This is a genomic window from Pseudomonas promysalinigenes (assembly GCF_014269025.2).
GTDB classification, from domain to species: Bacteria; Pseudomonadota; Gammaproteobacteria; order Pseudomonadales; family Pseudomonadaceae; genus Aquipseudomonas; species Aquipseudomonas promysalinigenes.
The window spans coordinates 4674423-4691816 of sequence record NZ_CP077094.1; the positions used below are offsets into that span (position 1 = coordinate 4674423).

Genomic DNA, 17394 nt, shown 5'->3' on the forward strand with positions numbered 1-17394 from the left:
CAGCGATCAGCCGGTGATCATCGGCAGGTCCAAGCCCTGCTCCTTGGCGCAGTCGATGGCGATGTCGTAACCGGCATCGGCGTGGCGCATCACCCCGGTACCCGGGTCGTTGGTCAACACCCGGGCAATTCGCGCCGCCGCTTCGTCGGTGCCGTCGCAAACGATGACCATGCCTGAGTGCTGGGAGAAGCCCATGCCCACCCCGCCGCCGTGGTGCAACGAAACCCAGGTAGCGCCGCCTGCTGTATTGAGCAAGGCGTTGAGCAGCGGCCAGTCGGAGACCGCGTCGGAGCCGTCGCGCATGGCTTCGGTTTCACGGTTGGGACTCGATACCGATCCGGAGTCCAGGTGGTCGCGGCCGATGACCACGGGCGCCGAGAGCTCGCCGCTGCGGACCATTTCGTTGAACGCCAGGCCCAGCTTGGCGCGCAGGCCCAGCCCAACCCAGCAGATACGTGCTGGCAAACCCTGGAAGCTGATGCGTTCGCTAGCCATGTCCAGCCAGCGGTGCAGGTGCGCGTCGTCGGGGATCAGCTCTTTGACCTTGGCGTCGGTCTTGTAGATGTCCTGGGCATCACCGGACAACGCCGCCCAGCGGAACGGGCCGATACCGCGACAGAACAGTGGGCGGATGTAGGCCGGGACGAAGCCTGGGAAATCGAATGCATTGGCCACGCCCTCTTCCTTGGCCATCTGGCGAATGTTGTTGCCGTAGTCGAAGGTCGGGATGCCCTGCTTCTGGAAGTCGAGCATGGCTTGCACGTGCACGGCCATCGACTGCTTGGCAGCCTTGACCACTGCTGCAGGCTCGGTCTGAGCACGGTCACGGTACTGCTCCCAGGTCCAGCCAGCAGGCAGATAGCCGTTGAGCGGGTCGTGGGCACTGGTCTGGTCAGTGACCAGGTCCGGGCGCACGCCACGCTTGACCAGCTCGGGCAGAATTTCGGCAGCGTTGCCGTGCAAGGCGATGGAGATCGCTTTGCCTTCGGCGGTGTATTTGGCGATGCGGGCCAGGGCGTCGTCCAGGTCGTTGGCCTGCTCATCGACGTAACGGGTTTCCAGGCGGAAGTCGATGCGGCTCTGTTGGCATTCGATGTTCAGCGAGCAGGCGCCTGCCAGGGTTGCGGCCAGTGGTTGGGCGCCGCCCATGCCGCCAAGGCCAGCAGTCAGGACCCACTTGCCTTTCAGGCTGCCGCCATAGTGTTGGCGACCGGCTTCGACGAAGGTTTCGTAGGTGCCCTGAACGATGCCCTGGCTGCCGATGTAGATCCAGCTGCCGGCGGTCATCTGGCCATACATGGCCAGGCCCTTGGCATCCAGTTCGTTGAAGTGTTCCCAGTTCGCCCAGTGCGGCACCAGGTTGGAGTTGGCGATCAATACGCGCGGGGCGTTGCTGTGGGTTTTGAACACGCCAACCGGCTTGCCCGACTGCACCAGCAGGGTTTCGTCGTCTTCCAGGCGGGTCAGGGTTTCGACGATTTTGTCGTAGCAGGCCCAGTTGCGCGCGGCGCGGCCGATACCGCCATACACCACCAGCTCTTTGGGGTTTTCCGCAACTTGTGGGTCGAGGTTGTTCATCAGCATGCGCAGCGGCGCTTCGGTCAGCCAGCTTTTGGCGGTCAGCTTGTTACCACGTGGGGCACGGATTTCAACGTCACGGTATTTGTTGTTGTCGGTCACGGGAAGGTCCTTGGCGGTTGTCCGCGGGCAGATGTGTCGTGAGCGATAGATAAACACATCTTTACTTGTATGTACAAGCATGGACAACCAAAATTCACGGACCTCGCCACTGGCCAGGGAAAGGATGCTGGTGCAGGGAACGGGCGGTGCGCATCGTCCCAGGCGCCGTATGACCTTAACGCAGCATCAGTTCAATCAGGCAGAACCGCCCTTGAATACACAGTTCCAGCAACCGCTGGTTACCGTCCACCCGCAAGCAGTCGTACACCCCCAACCGTTGTATATCGTGCCCTGCCACCGCCACCTCGACCTGCCCGCTGGCGGCGAACAGCAACAGCGTCGGTGCCGAGCTATAGACGCGGCTGGTACCGTCGAACCACTGCAAGCGCGCCCGATAGCGCTGCGGTGCATAGATGAGGTTGAAGTCACGGATCGGCCCGCCCAGCAGGTTGCAGCTCACCTGGCTCTGGCCATCGAAGGCATAAGCATCGAACGGCAGCAGGGGCCGGCTCTGCTCACCCTCCACCGTGAGGCGCATGCCCTCACCCTGCAGCACCGTGATGATCCGCTGGTACCCGGCGAATACTGAAAACCCGCCCGATTCCTCGATATCGGCAATCGACAGACGCCAGCCAAAACCATCGAGCCCTTCGCCATTGTCCCGGGTGATTTCTTCGGTGAAGCCGCCACCGTTCTTCCACGCCATGCGCGGGTAGTCCTGGGCACGCAGCAGCTGCATTTGGGTCATTTGCTGAAGCGTCCTTCGAGACGGTGACGGGAGCCTGGATGAATCAAGCGTGCGGCAGTAACCGGCTGGCGGCCAGACCATGTGCGCCGGCGGATCAGCAGGCAAGGCTCGCCACGTTCGATCTGCAGCAGGCGGCACTCTTCAGGCTCGGCGAGAATCGCCTCGACCACGTGCTCGCCCTCGGTCAACGGCGCAACCTGGGACAGGTAGGCATAGGGCGTCTGCCGGGTGAAGTCCTGCTTGAGGTAATCCGGGGCAATCGAAGCGTTTACGAAACGGTCCTCGATCTGCACCGGCACGCCGTTTTCGTAGTGCACGATCAGCGAATGAAACACCCGCTGCCCCTCACGCATGTCCAACGCCAAAGCGCGCTCCGAGCCTGCCGCTTCCTCGGCCAAGGTGATTACCTGGCAGCTATGCTGGTGGCCACGGCCGGCGATCTCGTCGGCGATATTGTTGACCTCGAACAGCGCAGAGCGGCTTTTGGGTTCGGCCACGAAGGTGCCTACACCCTGCATGCGCACCAGCAGGCCTTCGGCGGTCAGCTCACGCAAGGCGCGGTTGATGGTCATGCGGCTGAAGCCCAGCTCGCTGACCAGTTCACTCTCCGACGGCACCCGGTGGTGCGGCGGCCAGCTGCCGTTTTCGATCTGCTGGATGATCATCTGCTTGACCCTGGCGTACAGCGGCGCCGGGCCCTCGCCCATCTGGGCAACCAGCGCGGAGACAGGAGGTGTCGGCACGGCATTGAGTCCTTAGGCTATGGGGTGAGCGGTAGCTTGCCGCAGTTTACCCGGCAGGCAAACGCCTGTATATGTATATACAAGTTAACAATAACAGGATATTTGCCGATGCCCGCCTATTTCGCCGAACGCGCCCTGCTGCCTACAGGTTGGGCCCGTGATGTGCGCCTGGAAGTGTCCAGCGACGGCTTGCTCAGCCACGTGCAAACCGGCGCCTCGCACGAGGGCGCCGAGCGCCTGGCCGGGCCATTGCTGCCAGGCATGCCCAACCTGCATTCCCACGCGTTTCAACGGGCCATGGCGGGCCTGGCGGAAGTCGCTGGCAACCCTAACGACAGTTTCTGGACCTGGCGCGAGCTGATGTACCGGCTGGTCGGCAAGATCACCCCGGAGCAACTGCAGGTGATTGCCCGCCAGCTGTACATCGAAATGCTCAAGGCCGGGTACACCTCGGTGGCCGAATTCCACTATGTGCACCATGACCCTTCAGGCAAGGCCTACGCCGACCCGGACGAGCTGTCGCGGCGCATCAGTGCGGCCGCCGCCAGCAGCGGTATTGGCCTGACCCTGCTGCCGGTGCTGTACAGCCACGCAGGCTTTGGTGGTCAGGCGCCAAACGATGGGCAACGGCGCTTCATCAATTCCCAAGATCAGTATCTGCACATGCAGGCACGCCTGGCTCCCATCCTGGCGGCCCAGCCGGCACAGCGCCTGGGCTTGTGCTTCCACTCGCTGCGGGCGGTCACCCCCGGCCAGATCGCTGAAGTACTGGCGGCCAGCGACCGGCAAAGCCCGGTGCATATCCATATCGCCGAACAGCAGAAGGAAGTCGATGACTGCGTGGCCTGGAGCGGGCTGCGGCCTCTGCAGTGGTTGTATGAACATGTCGAGGTTGGCCCGCGCTGGTGCCTGGTGCATGCCACCCATGCCTTGGCCGATGAGGTCACGGCCATGGCACGCAGTGGCGCGGTGGCCGGGCTGTGCCTGACCACCGAAGCCAACCTGGGCGACGGCATATTCCCGGCCGTGGATTTCCTGGCCCAGGGCGGGCGCATGGGTATCGGTTCCGATAGCCATGTGTCGCTGAGCGTCGTTGAAGAGCTGCGCTGGCTGGAGTATGGCCAACGCCTGCGGGACCAGCGGCGCAACCGCCTGTACCGCAATGATCAGCCGATGGTCGGGCGCACGCTCTACGATGCGGCGTTGGCTGGCGGGGCACAGGCGCTGGGGCAGCCGGTTGGCGAACTCGCCGTGGGCAAGCGGGCGGACTGGCTGGTGCTCGATGGGCAGGACCCTTACATCGCCATGGCTGAAGGCGATGGCGTGCTCAACCGCTGGCTGTTCGCCGGCGGCGACCGCCAGCTGCGCGATGTGATGGTCAACGGGCAGTGGGTGGTGCGCCAGGGCCACCATGCAGATGAAGCGCAAAGCCAGCAGGCATTCACCGAGGTGTTGCGCACGCTTCTGGCCTGAAACCGATGGGGGCCGCCTTCAGCGCCCCCTCGGTTATCAATGCATTTGCACGATCTGCTTGTCGGGTGTCCGCCAGATCAGCCGGCTAGTGTCATAGCCCTGCTGCCGGGCCTTGGCCATGAGGCTCTCGCGCTGCCACTGCGCCAGGGTCGGCGTGCGCGACAGTAGCCAGAGGTACTTGCGATCCGGGCTGCCGACGATCGCCGTACGGTAGTGCTCATCGACGTACAGAATCCAGTAATCGCCCCGGGCGACCCCTGGGACCAAGCGGGTGAACCAGTTGTCGAACTCTACCCACAGCTTGTCGGTGTGCCCCGGCTCCTGGATGTTGGCATGGCCCTCGGCGCGCAGCCACTCGTCACCCAAAGTACGGCAGCGGTTGAGCACACCGAACGAGCCATCGGGCTTGAGGTTGTAGTGCGCCTCGGATTGCGCGCAATCGGCCTGGTATTTCATCGGCAGCCGCGCCAGTTCGTACCACTTGCCCTGGTAGCGTTTGAGGTCGACGTTGCCTGCGGTCTTCGGTGCCAGTGGGTCGGTGGAGGTACTGGCGCAGCCACCCAGCAGCATGGCCAGGCACAGCCCCAGCAGTAGGTGCAGACGCCTCATTTAAGGCCCTGCCCGGAGTACATCAATACTTTGTCGGAGGCGTATTGCACGCTGATGAAGCTCTTCTCGTCGCCCCAGGTGCAACTGCTCATACCCAGCGCGCCGGAGCACTCGGTGGGCGTGCCGAGCAGCTGCTCGACGTCGGCCTTGTTCATACCGGCCTTGAGCTTGGAATAGTTTTCCTGATTGATCTTGCTGCACGCAGTCAGCACGACGCACAACGACAACAGGGCGAGGGAACGCAACGACATGAAGGCACACTCCTGGATAGTAGACACAGGCGAGTGGCCTGCAGTGACCTTCGACGGGAAAATCCCTCCCTGGTTCCCCGGCAATTGCGCTTTAGTGGTACGCCGTTGGTCGGCCGGCCGTGGGTATACAATTAATGTTTTGCCCGGATCAGACGACACAGCGAGCACGCTGTGGCCGCGTGGCCCCTGCGCCCTCCTTTGCCTTGCCTTGTGCAGACCAGAAAAATGACCAAGAACCTCAAGTTCAGCCACAAGATCCTGCTGGCCGCCGCCCTGGTGGTGGCCGTTGCCTTTACCTGTTTCGTACTGTTCAACGACTATCGCCAACGCCAATCCCTGCGCAGCGACACACAAACCAACCTGCAGAACCTGGGCACCCTTACCGCAGGCAACATCCGCAACTGGCTCGACAGCCGTATCCAGCTGCTCGACTCCCTGGCCCAGCAAATAGCACTCGACGGGCCAGGCAAAGCCAGCCTTAGCCGTAGCTTGGCCCTGCCCGTGTACAGCAAGAACTTTCAACTCACCTATTTCGGGGGCCAGGACGGCAGCATGCAGTCGGTGCCTGCGGGTAACCGCGCTGCCGATTACGACCCACGGGCTCGCGGCTGGTACAAGGCTGCCACTGCCAGCGGCCAGACCATCGTTACCGAGCCCTACCTTTCGGCATCGGCCGGCAAGCTGGTGATCACCCTGGCGACACCGGTGCAGCAAGCCGGACGACTGGTGGGGGTCAGTGGTGTGGATACTGACCTGAAGACCGTCAGCGACCTGATCAATGCGCTGAACTTCAACGGCCAGGGCCATGCCTTCATCGTCAACGGCCAGGGCAAGGTCATGATTCACCCCAACGCCGAGCTGGCCTTGAAAACCCTGGCCGATATCTACCCCCAGGACACTCCTCGAATCGGCAGTGGCCTGAAGGAACTCGAAGCAGGTGGGCGCAAGCAGTTCATCAACTTCACCCACATCGACGGAGTGCCTTCGGCCGACTGGTACGTCGCCCTGGTACTCGACCAGGACGCAGCCTTCGCCATGCTGGGCGATCTACGCACCTCAGCGGTGGTCGCTACGCTGATCGCGGTGGTGGTGATCATCGCCCTGCTGGGCTTGCTGATCCGCGTGTTGATGGCGCCCTTGCACCTGATGGGCCGCGCCATGCATGACATCGCCGAAGGCGAAGGCGACCTCACCCGGCGCCTGAGCATTCATGCACACGATGAGTTCGGCAGCCTCGGCCAGTCATTCAACCGCTTCGTCGAGCGTATCCACCAGTCGATTCGTGAGGTAGCCTCGGCCACCAGCCAGGTCAATGCCGTGGCAGCCCAGGTGGTGAGCGCGTCGAATGCGTCGATCGACAAAGCCGATCAGCAGTCCAGCCGCACCAGCAGCGTGGCAGCCGCGATTAACCAGTTAGGCGCCGCCACGCAGGAGATCGCCCAGAATGCCGCCCAGGCCTCGCAGCACTCCAGCGAGGCGCGGGGCTTGGCCGAAGATGGCCAGCAGGTGGTCGGCCGCACCATTGAGGTGATGAACCAGCTATCGGCGCGCATCAGCGATTCGTGCGGCAATATCTCAACGCTCAATGAGCACACCGCCAACATTGGTCAGATCCTCGATGTGATCAGCGGCATATCCCAGCAAACCAACCTGCTGGCGCTCAACGCCGCGATCGAGGCGGCCCGTGCCGGCGAGGCCGGGCGCGGCTTTGCCGTGGTGGCGGACGAAGTGCGCAACCTGGCGCACCGTACACAGGAGTCGGCGCAGCAGGTGCAGCGCCTGATCGAAGAACTGCAAGCAGGCGCGCAGATGGCCGTCAGCACCATGAACCAGAGCCGTGAGCACAGTGACCACAGCGTTGGTATCGCCAACCAGGCCGGCGAGCGACTAGGCAGTGTGACCCAGCGCATTGGTGAGATCGATGGCATGAACCAGTCGGTGGCCACCGCCACGGAAGAACAAACGGCAGTGGTCGAGTCGATCAATGTCGACATCACCGAAATCAACACGTTGAATCAGGAAGGCGTGCAGAACCTGCAGAGCACCTTGCGCGCCTGCAATGACCTTGAACATCAGGTCGAACGATTGAAGCACTTGGTGGGTAGTTTCAGGATCTGAATGCGGCGGCGCCTCTTCGCGGGTTCACCCGCGAAGAGGCGCTCTGATCAGAACCTGGACCCAGGCTCCAGCAGGAAGTCCATCTCCTCACTGGTACTCGGCCGCCCCAACACCAGGTTACGGTGCGGGAAGCGGCCGAACCGCGCGATCACCCGCTGGTGCTGCTCGGCGTAATCAAGAAAGCCTTCAAACAAACGCCGGTGCTCCTCGGGCTGTTCCTGCAGCAGCGCCTGATAGCGCTCGACACACAGGTTCTGCCAGTCCAACACCTCGGCATGCTCCAGCACCAGCAGCACGAACACCCGCTGGATCGGCAGCAACTGGTAATCCCAGTGCTTCTGCAGGCCCTGCAGAGCCACTACCTGGGCCCGCCGGTCGCCCTCGAAGGCGCGCGGCGTGTCTCGGTAAAGCATGCGCGGCAACTGGTCCAGCAGGATCAACAGGCCAAGCCAGCCTTGCGGGCTCTGCTGCCATTCGTCGAGCCCACCGGCCAGGGCGTGCTCGACCAGGTCGCCGAACAGCGCTTGTGCCTCGGCATCGTAGTGCTTACCGAACCACAGCGTGCTCTTCTCGTCAGCCACGGCCTGGGGACTGGTGCCCCAACCGAACCACCACTCCAGCAACGGCTGCCAAGGTGCGAGCATGATTTACTCCTTGTGGTAGGCGGTGACGCGCTCGACCTCTTCCTTCGAGCCAAGGATTACCGACACGCGCTGGTGCAGGCTCTCAGGCTTGATGTCGAGGATGCGATCGTAACCATTGGTCGAGGCGCCGCCAGCCTGTTCGATGATGAACGACATCGGGTTGGCTTCGTACATCAGGCGCAGCTTGCCCGGCTTGCTCGGCTCACGGGCATCGCGCGGGTACATGAACAGGCCACCGCGGGTCAGGATGCGATGCACATCGGCGACCATCGAGGCGATCCAGCGCATGTTGTAGTTCTTTTTCAGCGGGCCGGTCTCGCCTGCCAGCAGTTCGCCCACGTAGCGCTGCACTGGCGCTTCCCAGTGACGCTGGTTGGACATGTTGATGGCGAACTCGGCGGTGGTTTCCGGGACGCGGATGTTTTCGTGGGTCAGGACGAAGCTGCCCAGTTCGCGGTCCAGGGTGAAGCCCTTGACGCCATTGCCCAGGGTCAGGATCAGCATGGTCTGCGGGCCATAAATGGCATAACCGGCGGCGACCTGCTGGGTGCCTGGCTGCAGGAAGGCGTTTTCGTTGAGGGTTTCGTTCTGGCTCAGGTATTCGTTAGGGCAACGCAGTACCGAGAAGATGGTGCCGACCGAAACGTTGACGTCGATGTTCGACGAGCCGTCCAGTGGGTCGAAGACCAGCAGGTAGGCACCCTTGGGATACTTGCCCGGGATCTGGTAGGCGTTGTCCATTTCCTCGGAGGCCATGCCGGCCAGGTGGCCGCCCCACTCGTTGGCTTCAAGCAGGATATCGTTGGAGATCACGTCCAGTTTCTTCTGGACTTCGCCCTGCACGTTTTCAGTGCCCATGCTGCCCAGCACGCCACCCAGGGCGCCTTTGGACACGTGATGGCTGATTTCCTTGCACGCACGCGCCACCACTTCGATCAGGAAGCGCAGATCGGCAGGGGTATTGTTGCTGCGGGTCTGCTCAATCAGATAGCGACTCAGGGTAACGCGGGACATGTATGGCTCCGAAAGGATAGGGGGAGATAAACCCCCGCAGTTTACAGTGAGAGTGGCGAGCTAGCGAGTGATGAGACTCACCACGGCTCTCTGACGGCACAATAGGTCGGTAGTTCAGCCTGCGCCAGGCAGGTGGTCGGCCCAAGGGCCATTGGCGGATGAACACGCTCCCACCAAGCAGCCGGAGATTGCTGATGGTAGGAGCGGGTTAACTGGCGAAGGTGCCAGCACGGGCTTAGATCAATCCAGAGCCTTCCAGATTTCGGTGGCATATTCGCGAATGGTCCGATCCGACGAGAACCAGCCCATCTTGGCCGTATTGAGCACGGCCATGCGCCACCACTGCTCCGGTGTGTGCCACAGCTCTTCGACCCGCTGCTGGGCATCCCAGTAGGCATCGAAGTCCGCGCACACCAGGAAGCGATCATAGGCGACCAGCCCGTCGATCAGCCCGCTGTAACGCGACGGATCGTCAGGTGAGAACACCCCGCTACGGATGGCTTGAAGCACGTCGTTCAGCCGATTGGAGGCGGCAATCGCGGCGCTGGCGCCGAAGTCGTTGGCTTTGCGGCGCGCCTCTACCTGCTGGGCGGTGAGGCCGAAGATGAACATGTTGTCCGCACCCACGTGTTCGCACATCTCGACGTTGGCGCCATCGAGTGTGCCAATGGTCAGCGCGCCATTGAGGCCGAACTTCATGTTGCTGGTACCGGATGCCTCGTAACCGGCCGTGGAAATCTGCTCGGACAGGTCCGCCGCCGGAATGATGCTCTCGGCCAGGCTGACGTTGTAGTTGGGCAGGAATACCACCTTCAGCAGGCCGCGCACGGTCGGGTCATTGTTCACGACCCGCGCGATGTCGTTGGCTAGCTTGATGATCAGCTTGGCCTGTTGGTAGCTGGCAGCGGCCTTGCCGGCGAAGATCTTCACCCGTGGTACCCAGTCGGTGCCGGGGTCGTTGCGCATGGCCTGGTACAGCGCCACGGTGTGCAGCAGGTTGAGCAACTGGCGCTTGTATTCGTGAATCCGTTTGACCTGCACATCGAACAGCGCCTCGGGGTTCACCGTGACCCCGATGCGGTCCTGGATGATGCTGGCCAGCGCACGCTTGCTGTGCAGCCGCTGGGCAGCGAACGCCTTGCGGAAGCTGGGCTTGTCAGCAAACGGCAGCAGCCCGGCCAGACGGCCTTCGGGGTCGTCCAGCAGCTCTGGGCCAAGCGCTTCGGTCAGCATCGCGGTCAATTGCGGGTTGGACTGGAACAACCAACGGCGGAAGGTGATGCCGTTGGTCTTGTTGTTTATGCGCTCGGGGTAAAGCTTGTGCAACTCGGAGAACACCGTGCTTTTCATCAGCTTGCTGTGCAGCGCCGACACACCGTTCACGCTGTGCGACCCGAGGAACGCCAGGTTACCCATGCGCACCCGGCGGCCGTTGTCCTCTTCGATCAGCGACACGGCGCGCAGCACGTCGAAATCGTGCTGCCCTTTGGCGCGCAGAGCGTCGATGTGATAGGCATTGATCAGGTAAATGATCTGCATGTGCCGCGGCAGCATGCGCTCCATCAGCGCCACCGGCCAGGTTTCCAGCGCCTCCGGAAGCAGCGTGTGGTTGGTGTAGGCCAGGGTGCCGACGGTTAGCGACCAGGCGGTGTCCCAGGGTATTTCATGCTGATCGACCAACAGGCGCATCAGCTCGGCCACAGCAATCGAGGGGTGCGTGTCGTTGAGCTGGATGGCGGCCGCGTCAGGCAGGTTGAGCAGGTCTTTGTGCATGTTCAGGTGACGGCGCAGCAAGTCCTGCAGCGATGCCGACACGAAGAAGTACTCCTGGCGCAGGCGCAACTCCTGCCCAGCCTCGGTGCTGTCGGCTGGGTAGAGCACGCGCGAGATGCTCTCGGCCCTGGCCACTTCGGCGACAGCGCCCAAATGGTCGCCGGCATTGAAGCGTTCCAGGTGCAGCTCTTCCAGTGCCCGCGCACGCCAAAGGCGCAGGGTGTTGACGCTCGAGCCACGCCAGCCCACCACCGGGGTGTCATAGGCCACTGCCCGCACGGTCTCGCCCGGCCACCACACCTGACGCTGTTCGCCATGGGCGTCGTGCACCGTTTCGACGCTACCGCCGAAGCTGATGGGGTAGATCACCTCTGCCCGCTCGAACTCCCAAGGGTTGCCGAAATCCAGCCAGTTCTCGGTCTGCTCCTGTTGCCAGCCGTCGACCACGGCCTGACGGAACAAACCATGCTCGTAGCGGATGCCGTAACCGTGGGCGGCAATGCCCAGTGTCGACATGCTTTCCATGAAGCACGCGGCAAGACGCCCCAGGCCACCGTTGCCCAAGGCCGCATCGGGTTCGAGCAGGCGAATGCGCTCAAGATCCACGCCCAGGCCTTGCAGCGCTTCACGGGCGATCTCCAGGTACCCGAGGTTGCTCAGGCTGTCGTACAGCAGCCGGCCGATGAGAAACTCCAGAGAAAGGTAATAGACCCGCTTCTGGCTGCGACGGTAAGCCTGGCGGGTGTGGTCCATCCAGTGGTCGACCATGTGGTCGCGCGCAGCCAGGGCGATGGCTTCGAACCAGTCATGGTCGAAGGCATGCTCTGGGTCTTTGCCGACCGCGTAGGTCAGTTTGCTCAGCACCGCGGCGCGAAAATCGGCCACCTCGGCGTCACGTGGGTTGGTTTCCTGGGACATACGGCATCCTCGGGCAAATGGACGAATCACAGGGAGAGTGTTGAGACTAGCCACTTCGACACAGAGTGACAGATGACGTTCGCAGTTTTCATGCCCGATTGCCAAATCCGGCAAAAGGTTGTTCACAATTTGAACAACTCCGGTATCATCGCGCGCCCCAAGACCGTGATTCACCTCTTATAAAACGATGAAAACGACCCTGATCGCCGCGGCCGAAGTCGACCGCCTGGAGACTTGGCAGCGCTACACCAGCAATATGTGCCATGGCTGCCATTCGACGTGCTGCACCCTGCCGGTAGAGGTGAAGATCAAGGATCTGATCCGCATCGGCGTAGTGGATGAGTTCGAGAAAGACGAGCCGCCGAAGAACATCGCCAAACGCCTGCAGAAAGACGGCATCATCGAGCGCTTCAACCAGAAGTCGGGGATCTTCACCCTGACCCGCATGAGCAACGACGATTGCCTCTATCTGGATCGTAAAAGCCGGCTTTGCACCATTTATGACAAACGCCCGGACACCTGCCGCAATCACCCCAAGGTTGGGCCGCGGCCGGGTTATTGTGCGTACAAGCCGAAGGTGGTTGGGCGCTGACGCTATTGAGTTGAGTGTTGCGGTGCGGCGGATATCGAGCTGACGGTATTGACTTGATTGTGGTGGTGCGGCGGATATCGAGCGCCGCCCGCGCGGCGCATCGCGAGCTGCGCTCGCTCCTACGTTTGTTTCCGGCCAATAACGCCTGTAGCAGACGCGCGCGACCGCCTTGTCTGTACGACGCGACATTGCGCCATGCACCAAGGCGTCCGCGCGCAAATCCCACAGGATCAATTGGCCCGAAACAAACGTAGGAGCGAGCGCAGCTCGCGATGCGCCGCGCGGGCGGCGCTCGATCTCCCAGGCGCTGAAAATGCCAAGGCGAACCCACGCTGGCCTACCCGCAACCTCAAAACAAACCCACCCCGCCACCATTCCCACTCAACCGCCAGACATTTCCTACAAATTCAATCTAGCGATCTCACTCCCTGCGAAATACCCTACAAACCCTGTCGACTCGCATCTGATTGTTGCTGGAAACCTGTCCCTCTAGGCTCACCAGGTCGCTGACGGTTCAGCGATCGGGTGTGGAAACCCGGCAATTCATGAGAACTGCGACTGTCGTTATGGCGGTTGTACGCGGAAGGCTGCTTAGCCTACCGGGGTTCTCATGCCTGGTTTTCCACTCCGCGTACAATCGCCGCCCTTGCGTGTGGAAACGCAAGCGCGGGGTAAAGACATGAGAGCGAGCCATGAAAAAAATCGTCCCCGACCCACCCCACCACTTCGATCTCCCAGACGGCACGACCCTCACCCACGCCATCTGCGAAAACCTCGTTCCACTCGACCATGTAGTGGTCAACATCACCCATTACCTGATGATCGCCTATAACCACTGCCACCGCGCCGTCGACACCGTCGAGGATGATCGCACGCGCGAAACGCTGGTCAATGGCCTGCGCGCCATGCAATTGGCCTGGGGGCAGGCGGATGCGTTATCGCACGCCTTGGAGCGAACCGGCAGCAGCCATTGATGCCCGACCCTTCGCGGGTACCCGCACCTCTTGTGGGGGCGGCTTCACCCGCGAACACCAGCGCAGCCGGTGTCACCCACAACTGGACTCAGGCAATTGGATCGATGACCGACGACAACCCGATCACTCCCGGAAAAACCTGCTTTTACCAAGGCGACGATCACAAACAACCGCTGTTTCAAGTCTGCGCGGGTATACCCTGCCAGGACGCCCGCGATCAAGCCTCCGAGCTGATGGGCTGCGTGCGCGACCTGACACTGAACGCGGTCATGGAAAACGACCCGCAACTGATATGGGCTGCGCACTACCTCAGTGCATTGGCCAAGGCTCTACTGGACGACGCCGAACTCGGCATGCCCCACCGAACCAGCTTCTGAAGCGATCTACGCGGGGAAGCTGCGGCAAGCCCCCCCTGATCCATCGGAGGGTGCTCGGGGTAGCTCTGCGGCAATACGCTGACCGGGCTGGTTGCGATGAAGCCATCAGCGAACTTCGCTTCGACGAACTGCGCTTGCCACCCAGTAGCTGGCGCCGTACGTTGCAGAACGAAGTGTTGCTTGGGCGCGAGCGTCTCGGACAGGTAACGCACCCCGCAGGCATAGCGGAAATCTCGGTCCCGACTGTTGCTCGCCGTCCATACCTTCACCGCCACTGGCGGTTCGGAAAAGTCGACCAACATCTGCCCGGCCTGCCCGCTCGCTGTCACCTTCACACTAGGCAGTGGCTTGCCATCGCGCAGGCGCGTAACAAGCGGCACCAAAGTGCTGACCACCGCTTTTCGCACGCCACCATGGTCAGAGTTAGGCAACACCCTCAAACTCGTCACACCAGGTAGGCGCTGCTGATAATCAGTGACCGGGTCAGGTGCGAAGAAGTCGTCGCCGCTGGCGGACACCAGATATTTGGGAATGGCCAGCCGCTGCCCCTCCTCGCCCAGGTACTGCATCGGATCCATCATCATCATCAGCCGCTCGAATGCTGGGGTGCCCAGTTGCTGCAGAACACCGGCCTGCTGGTAGGCACCCAGCGCCAGAGGCCAGTGCCCCCCATAACGCTTGCGCAATCCGCTCAGCATTCCCGAAACGTCCGCAATGTCGATCACACTGGGCACGATGGCCATCACCCGCTCATCGGCCAATGCCGTAAGCCACGCACTCCAGCCGCGCTTGGAGGCACCGGTGATGATGAAACGCTCAACCGTGAGGCCCTGCTTTGCCAGTTCCTGCTGGGCCAAGTCCATCGCCCGGCTCGCCGCCGCAGCCATCGGCACATGCAGCGGCAGTTCCGGCGCAGCCCCGCGCAGTGAGTGGGCCCAGGTGTGGGCCACGGCGTCATCTTCACGCAATGGCTTGTCGACATCGCTGAAGATCACGTACTGGTTGGGTACATCGCTGATCATGACCACGGCCATCTGCGCCTTGAGGGCGATTTCGCGCAATGCTTCTCGAGCATAGTCGGGCACTTGCGCCGGCCCGTGCCGCACGCCGTTGTTCACCACCAGCAAGGCTTTGCCAGGCACTGCGTTGTCGGGAATGTGCAGCTCGACATTGTGCACCCAGCGGCGCGGCTCCAGCACCGGGGCTGGCTCCCACACCTGCGAAACCATCTGCAGACGACGCAATGCATAGCCAGGCTCGGAGGCCTGTTCCAACAGTTCTGCTTCCAAGGGTGCCTGGCGCACCTTGTCCATGTGGCACTGGACGACATCCTGCGGTCGCGCATTGGCGCATTCGCGCCCGGTGCAAGCCTGCAGGCCAACCATCAGGCAGGGGATGGCCATTGCCAAGCGGTAATTCATGGTCATGCTTCCTCTCCAAGAAAATGCACGCCACGCTAGGCATGACCAAAAGCGCCCACAAGTCGCAAAATGCACTGGCAGATGCAAACTACACAACCTTGAGACATCAGCTACAAAAACCGCGCACCCTCAAAACAAAAACGCCCCCGGCCTTTCGACCGGGGGCGTTTTCATTCAGCCTGAGCTAACTCAGTTCTTGGCTTTCTTGGCAGCGCGGGTACGCTCGCCTTCGTCCAGGATCTTCTTGCGCAGACGGATCGACTTCGGCGTCACTTCGCACAGCTCGTCGTCCTGGATGAATTCCAGAGCCTGCTCGAGGGTGTGGCGAACTGGCGGTACCAGGGCGATGACTTCGTCTTTGCCCGAAGCACGCATGTTGTCGAGCTTCTTGCCTTTGGTCGGGTTAACGCCCAGGTCGTTGTCGCGGCTGTTCAGGCCGATGATCTGACCGTTGTAGATCTCCTGGCCGTGTTCGACGAACAGCTTGCCACGCGCCTGCAGAGTTTCCAGCGAGTAGGTCAGCGCCTTGCCAGTTTCGACCGAAACCAGAACGCCGTTCAGACGGCCGGACATCTGGCCCGACTTCATGGTGTCGTAGCGATCGAAGATCGAAGTCAGGATGCCTGCACCGTTGGTCAGGGTCAGGAACTGGTTACGGAAACCGATCAGACCACGGGCTGGAATGTTGTACTCCAGGCGAACACGGCCCTTGCCATCCGGAACCATGTTGGTCAGGTCGCCCTTACGCAGGCCCATCTCTTCCATCACCTTGCCCTGGGATTCTTCAGGGATGTCGATGGTGACATTCTCGAACGGCTCCTGCTTGACGCCGTCGACTTCGCGGATGATCACTTCAGGACGGCCCACGGCCATCTCGAAGCCTTCACGGCGCATGGTTTCGATCAGTACCGACAGGTGCAGCTCACCACGGCCCGATACCTTGAACTTGTCTGGGGAGTCGGTTTCCTGAACGCGCAGAGCTACGTTGTACAGCAGTTCCTTGTCCAGACGGTCCTTGATGTTACGGCTGGTGACGAACTTGCCTTCCTTGCCGCAGAACGGCGAGTCGTTGACCTGGAAGGTCATCGAAACGGTTGGCTCGTCAACGGTCAGCGGCTTCATCGCTTCGACCGCATCTGGGGCGCACAGGGTGTCGGAGATGAACAGCTCGTCGAAACCGCTGATGCAGACGATGTCGCCAGCCTGGGCTTCTTCCACGTCGACGCGGTGCAGGCCGTGGTGGCCCATCAGCTTGAGAATACGGCCGTTACGCTTCTTGCCATTGGTGTCGATGGCGACCACTGGCGTGTTCGGCTTGACGCGACCACGGGCGATACGGCCAACGCCGATAACGCCGAGGAAGCTGTTGTAGTCCAGAGCGGAGATCTGCATCTGGAACGGGCCTTCACGGTCAACCGATGGCGCAGGTACGTTGTCGACGATCGACTGGTACAGGGCGGTCATGTCTTCGCCCATGGCGGTGTGGTCCAGGCCGGCAATGCCGTTCAGGGCCGAGGCGTAGACGACTTTGAAGTCCAGCTGTTCGTCGGTGGCACCGAGGTTGTCGAACAGGTCGAAGATCTGGTCCAGTACCCAATCAGGGCGCGCACCCGGACGGTCGACCTTGTTGATCACGACGATTGGCTTGAGGCCGGCTTCGAACGCTTTCTTGGTTACGAAGCGGGTTTGCGGCATTGGGCCGTCTTGGGCATCGACCAGCAGCAGCACGGAGTCGACCATCGACATTACACGCTCAACCTCGCCACCGAAGTCGGCGTGGCCGGGGGTGTCGACGATGTTGATGTGGTAGCCATTCCAGTTGATGGCGGTGTTTTTCGCCAGAATGGTAATACCGCGCTCTTTTTCCTGGTCGTTGGAGTCCATGACGCGCTCGTCGTTGAGCTCGTTACGCTCCAGAGTGCCGGACTGACGCAGGAGTTTGTCGACCAGGGTGGTTTTACCATGGTCAACGTGGGCGATGATGGCGATGTTACGCAGATTTTCGATCACAACTGTATCTCGATCAGAGGATTCGGTTGCCGCCAGTGTAGGCGGCGAA

General features: G+C 61.8%; 15 protein-coding genes and 1 pseudogene. 6 read left to right on the plus strand and 10 right to left on the minus strand.

What is annotated here, in order from left to right:
• Window positions 1-6: 6 nt before the first annotated feature.
• The 3 genes from hutU to hutC all read right to left on the minus strand — a co-directional run bounded on the left by hutU (window position 7) and on the right by hutC (window position 3135).
• Window positions 7-1680 carry a urocanate hydratase gene (gene hutU / locus HU725_RS21190; RefSeq protein ID WP_186476302.1) on the minus strand — a complete coding sequence of 558 codons (1674 nt, stop codon included), beginning with the start codon at window positions 1678-1680 and terminating at the stop codon, window positions 7-9.
• 175 nt (window positions 1681-1855) lie between these two features.
• Window positions 1856-2428, minus strand: a complete 573-nt coding sequence (locus HU725_RS21195) for a HutD/Ves family protein (RefSeq protein WP_060479940.1) — start codon at window positions 2426-2428, stop codon at window positions 1856-1858.
• Window positions 2425-3135 carry a histidine utilization transcriptional repressor HutC gene (gene hutC, locus HU725_RS21200; RefSeq protein ID WP_186476463.1) on the minus strand — a complete coding sequence of 237 codons (711 nt, stop codon included), beginning with the start codon at window positions 3133-3135 and terminating at the stop codon, window positions 2425-2427. Before hutC ends, HU725_RS21195 begins: the two co-directional genes overlap by 4 nt.
• A gap of 144 nt (window positions 3136-3279) precedes the next feature.
• Between hutC and HU725_RS21205 the strand changes: the two genes are divergently transcribed.
• The gene (locus tag HU725_RS21205) at window positions 3280-4644 is read left to right on the plus strand and encodes a formimidoylglutamate deiminase (protein WP_186476301.1); all 1365 of its coding nucleotides are present in this window, start codon (window positions 3280-3282) and stop codon (window positions 4642-4644) included.
• A gap of 36 nt (window positions 4645-4680) precedes the next feature.
• Here HU725_RS21205 and HU725_RS21210 read toward each other — a convergent pair whose 3' ends face one another.
• Entirely contained in the window at window positions 4681-5253 is a 573-nt protein-coding gene (locus HU725_RS21210) for a lipocalin family protein (RefSeq protein WP_060479943.1), read from the minus strand.
• Complete coding sequence (gene bamE, locus HU725_RS21215; protein WP_186476300.1) at window positions 5250-5504, minus strand: outer membrane protein assembly factor BamE domain-containing protein; 255 nt, start codon at window positions 5502-5504, stop codon at window positions 5250-5252. The genes HU725_RS21210 and bamE overlap by 4 nt, the downstream gene beginning before the upstream one ends.
• 225 nt (window positions 5505-5729) lie before the next feature.
• On the opposite strand from bamE, the pseudogene HU725_RS23265 reads away from it, so the two are divergent.
• Together HU725_RS23265 and HU725_RS23270 are read left to right on the plus strand one after the other, a co-directional pair.
• Window positions 5730-6767 (plus strand): annotated as a pseudogene (locus HU725_RS23265) (cache domain-containing protein); the annotation flags it as partial.
• A 129-nt stretch (window positions 6768-6896) separates the two neighbouring features.
• Window positions 6897-7622: a methyl-accepting chemotaxis protein gene (locus HU725_RS23270; RefSeq protein WP_409489149.1), complete on the plus strand. Its 726-nt coding sequence runs from the start codon at window positions 6897-6899 to the stop codon at window positions 7620-7622.
• Between the two features lie 47 nt (window positions 7623-7669).
• On the opposite strand, the gene HU725_RS21225 is transcribed toward HU725_RS23270, so the two are convergent.
• The 3 genes from HU725_RS21225 to HU725_RS21235 form a co-directional block, all read right to left on the minus strand.
• Window positions 7670-8266, minus strand: coding sequence for a DUF924 family protein (locus HU725_RS21225; protein ID WP_186476298.1), 597 nt, complete (start codon window positions 8264-8266; stop codon window positions 7670-7672).
• A gap of 3 nt (window positions 8267-8269) precedes the next feature.
• Complete coding sequence (locus HU725_RS21230) at window positions 8270-9280, minus strand: class 1 fructose-bisphosphatase (RefSeq protein ID WP_009681216.1); 1011 nt, start codon at window positions 9278-9280, stop codon at window positions 8270-8272.
• A 240-nt stretch (window positions 9281-9520) separates the two neighbouring features.
• Window positions 9521-11971: a glycogen/starch/alpha-glucan phosphorylase gene (locus tag HU725_RS21235; protein WP_186476297.1), complete on the minus strand. Its 2451-nt coding sequence runs from the start codon at window positions 11969-11971 to the stop codon at window positions 9521-9523.
• A 187-nt stretch (window positions 11972-12158) separates the two neighbouring features.
• On the opposite strand from HU725_RS21235, the gene HU725_RS21240 reads away from it, so the two are divergent.
• From HU725_RS21240 to HU725_RS21250, 3 genes are all read left to right on the plus strand, one after another.
• The gene (locus HU725_RS21240; protein WP_003259873.1) at window positions 12159-12563 is read left to right on the plus strand and encodes a YkgJ family cysteine cluster protein; all 405 of its coding nucleotides are present in this window, start codon (window positions 12159-12161) and stop codon (window positions 12561-12563) included.
• Between the two features lie 692 nt (window positions 12564-13255).
• A complete protein-coding gene (locus tag HU725_RS21245; RefSeq protein WP_186476296.1) occupies window positions 13256-13537 on the plus strand; it encodes a hypothetical protein in 282 nt (93 codons plus the stop codon).
• 104 nt (window positions 13538-13641) lie between these two features.
• Window positions 13642-13914 carry a DUF3077 domain-containing protein gene (locus HU725_RS21250; protein WP_186476462.1) on the plus strand — a complete coding sequence of 91 codons (273 nt, stop codon included), beginning with the start codon at window positions 13642-13644 and terminating at the stop codon, window positions 13912-13914.
• On the opposite strand, the gene HU725_RS21255 is transcribed toward HU725_RS21250, so the two are convergent.
• Complete coding sequence (locus HU725_RS21255; protein ID WP_264081732.1) at window positions 13842-15341, minus strand: PhoPQ-activated pathogenicity-related family protein; 1500 nt, start codon at window positions 15339-15341, stop codon at window positions 13842-13844. The two genes, HU725_RS21250 and HU725_RS21255, sit on opposite strands and share 73 nt — an antisense overlap.
• 183 nt (window positions 15342-15524) lie before the next feature.
• On the minus strand, window positions 15525-17345 hold the full coding sequence (gene typA, locus HU725_RS21260) for a translational GTPase TypA (protein WP_060480640.1): 1821 nt from the start codon (window positions 17343-17345) through the stop codon (window positions 15525-15527).
• Window positions 17346-17394 lie beyond the last annotated feature (49 nt).

Coding starts and splice junctions, on each gene's coding strand:
- HU725_RS21205 (WP_186476301.1), top strand. CDS start 3,280: ATGCCCGCCTATTTCGCCGAACGCGCCCTGCTGCCTACAGGTTGGGCC.
- HU725_RS21235 (WP_186476297.1), bottom strand. CDS start 11,971: ATGTCCCAGGAAACCAACCCACGTGACGCCGAGGTGGCCGATTTTCGC.
- HU725_RS21195 (WP_060479940.1), bottom strand. CDS start 2,428: ATGACCCAAATGCAGCTGCTGCGTGCCCAGGACTACCCGCGCATGGCG.
- bamE (WP_186476300.1), bottom strand. CDS start 5,504: ATGTCGTTGCGTTCCCTCGCCCTGTTGTCGTTGTGCGTCGTGCTGACT.
- HU725_RS21245 (WP_186476296.1), top strand. CDS start 13,256: ATGAAAAAAATCGTCCCCGACCCACCCCACCACTTCGATCTCCCAGAC.
- HU725_RS21225 (WP_186476298.1), bottom strand. CDS start 8,266: ATGCTCGCACCTTGGCAGCCGTTGCTGGAGTGGTGGTTCGGTTGGGGC.
- HU725_RS21240 (WP_003259873.1), top strand. CDS start 12,159: ATGAAAACGACCCTGATCGCCGCGGCCGAAGTCGACCGCCTGGAGACT.
- HU725_RS21255 (WP_264081732.1), bottom strand. CDS start 15,341: ATGACCATGAATTACCGCTTGGCAATGGCCATCCCCTGCCTGATGGTT.
- HU725_RS21250 (WP_186476462.1), top strand. CDS start 13,642: ATGACCGACGACAACCCGATCACTCCCGGAAAAACCTGCTTTTACCAA.
- HU725_RS21210 (WP_060479943.1), bottom strand. CDS start 5,253: ATGAGGCGTCTGCACCTACTGCTGGGGCTGTGCCTGGCCATGCTGCTG.
- HU725_RS21230 (WP_009681216.1), bottom strand. CDS start 9,280: ATGTCCCGCGTTACCCTGAGTCGCTATCTGATTGAGCAGACCCGCAGC.
- hutC (WP_186476463.1), bottom strand. CDS start 3,135: ATGGGCGAGGGCCCGGCGCCGCTGTACGCCAGGGTCAAGCAGATGATC.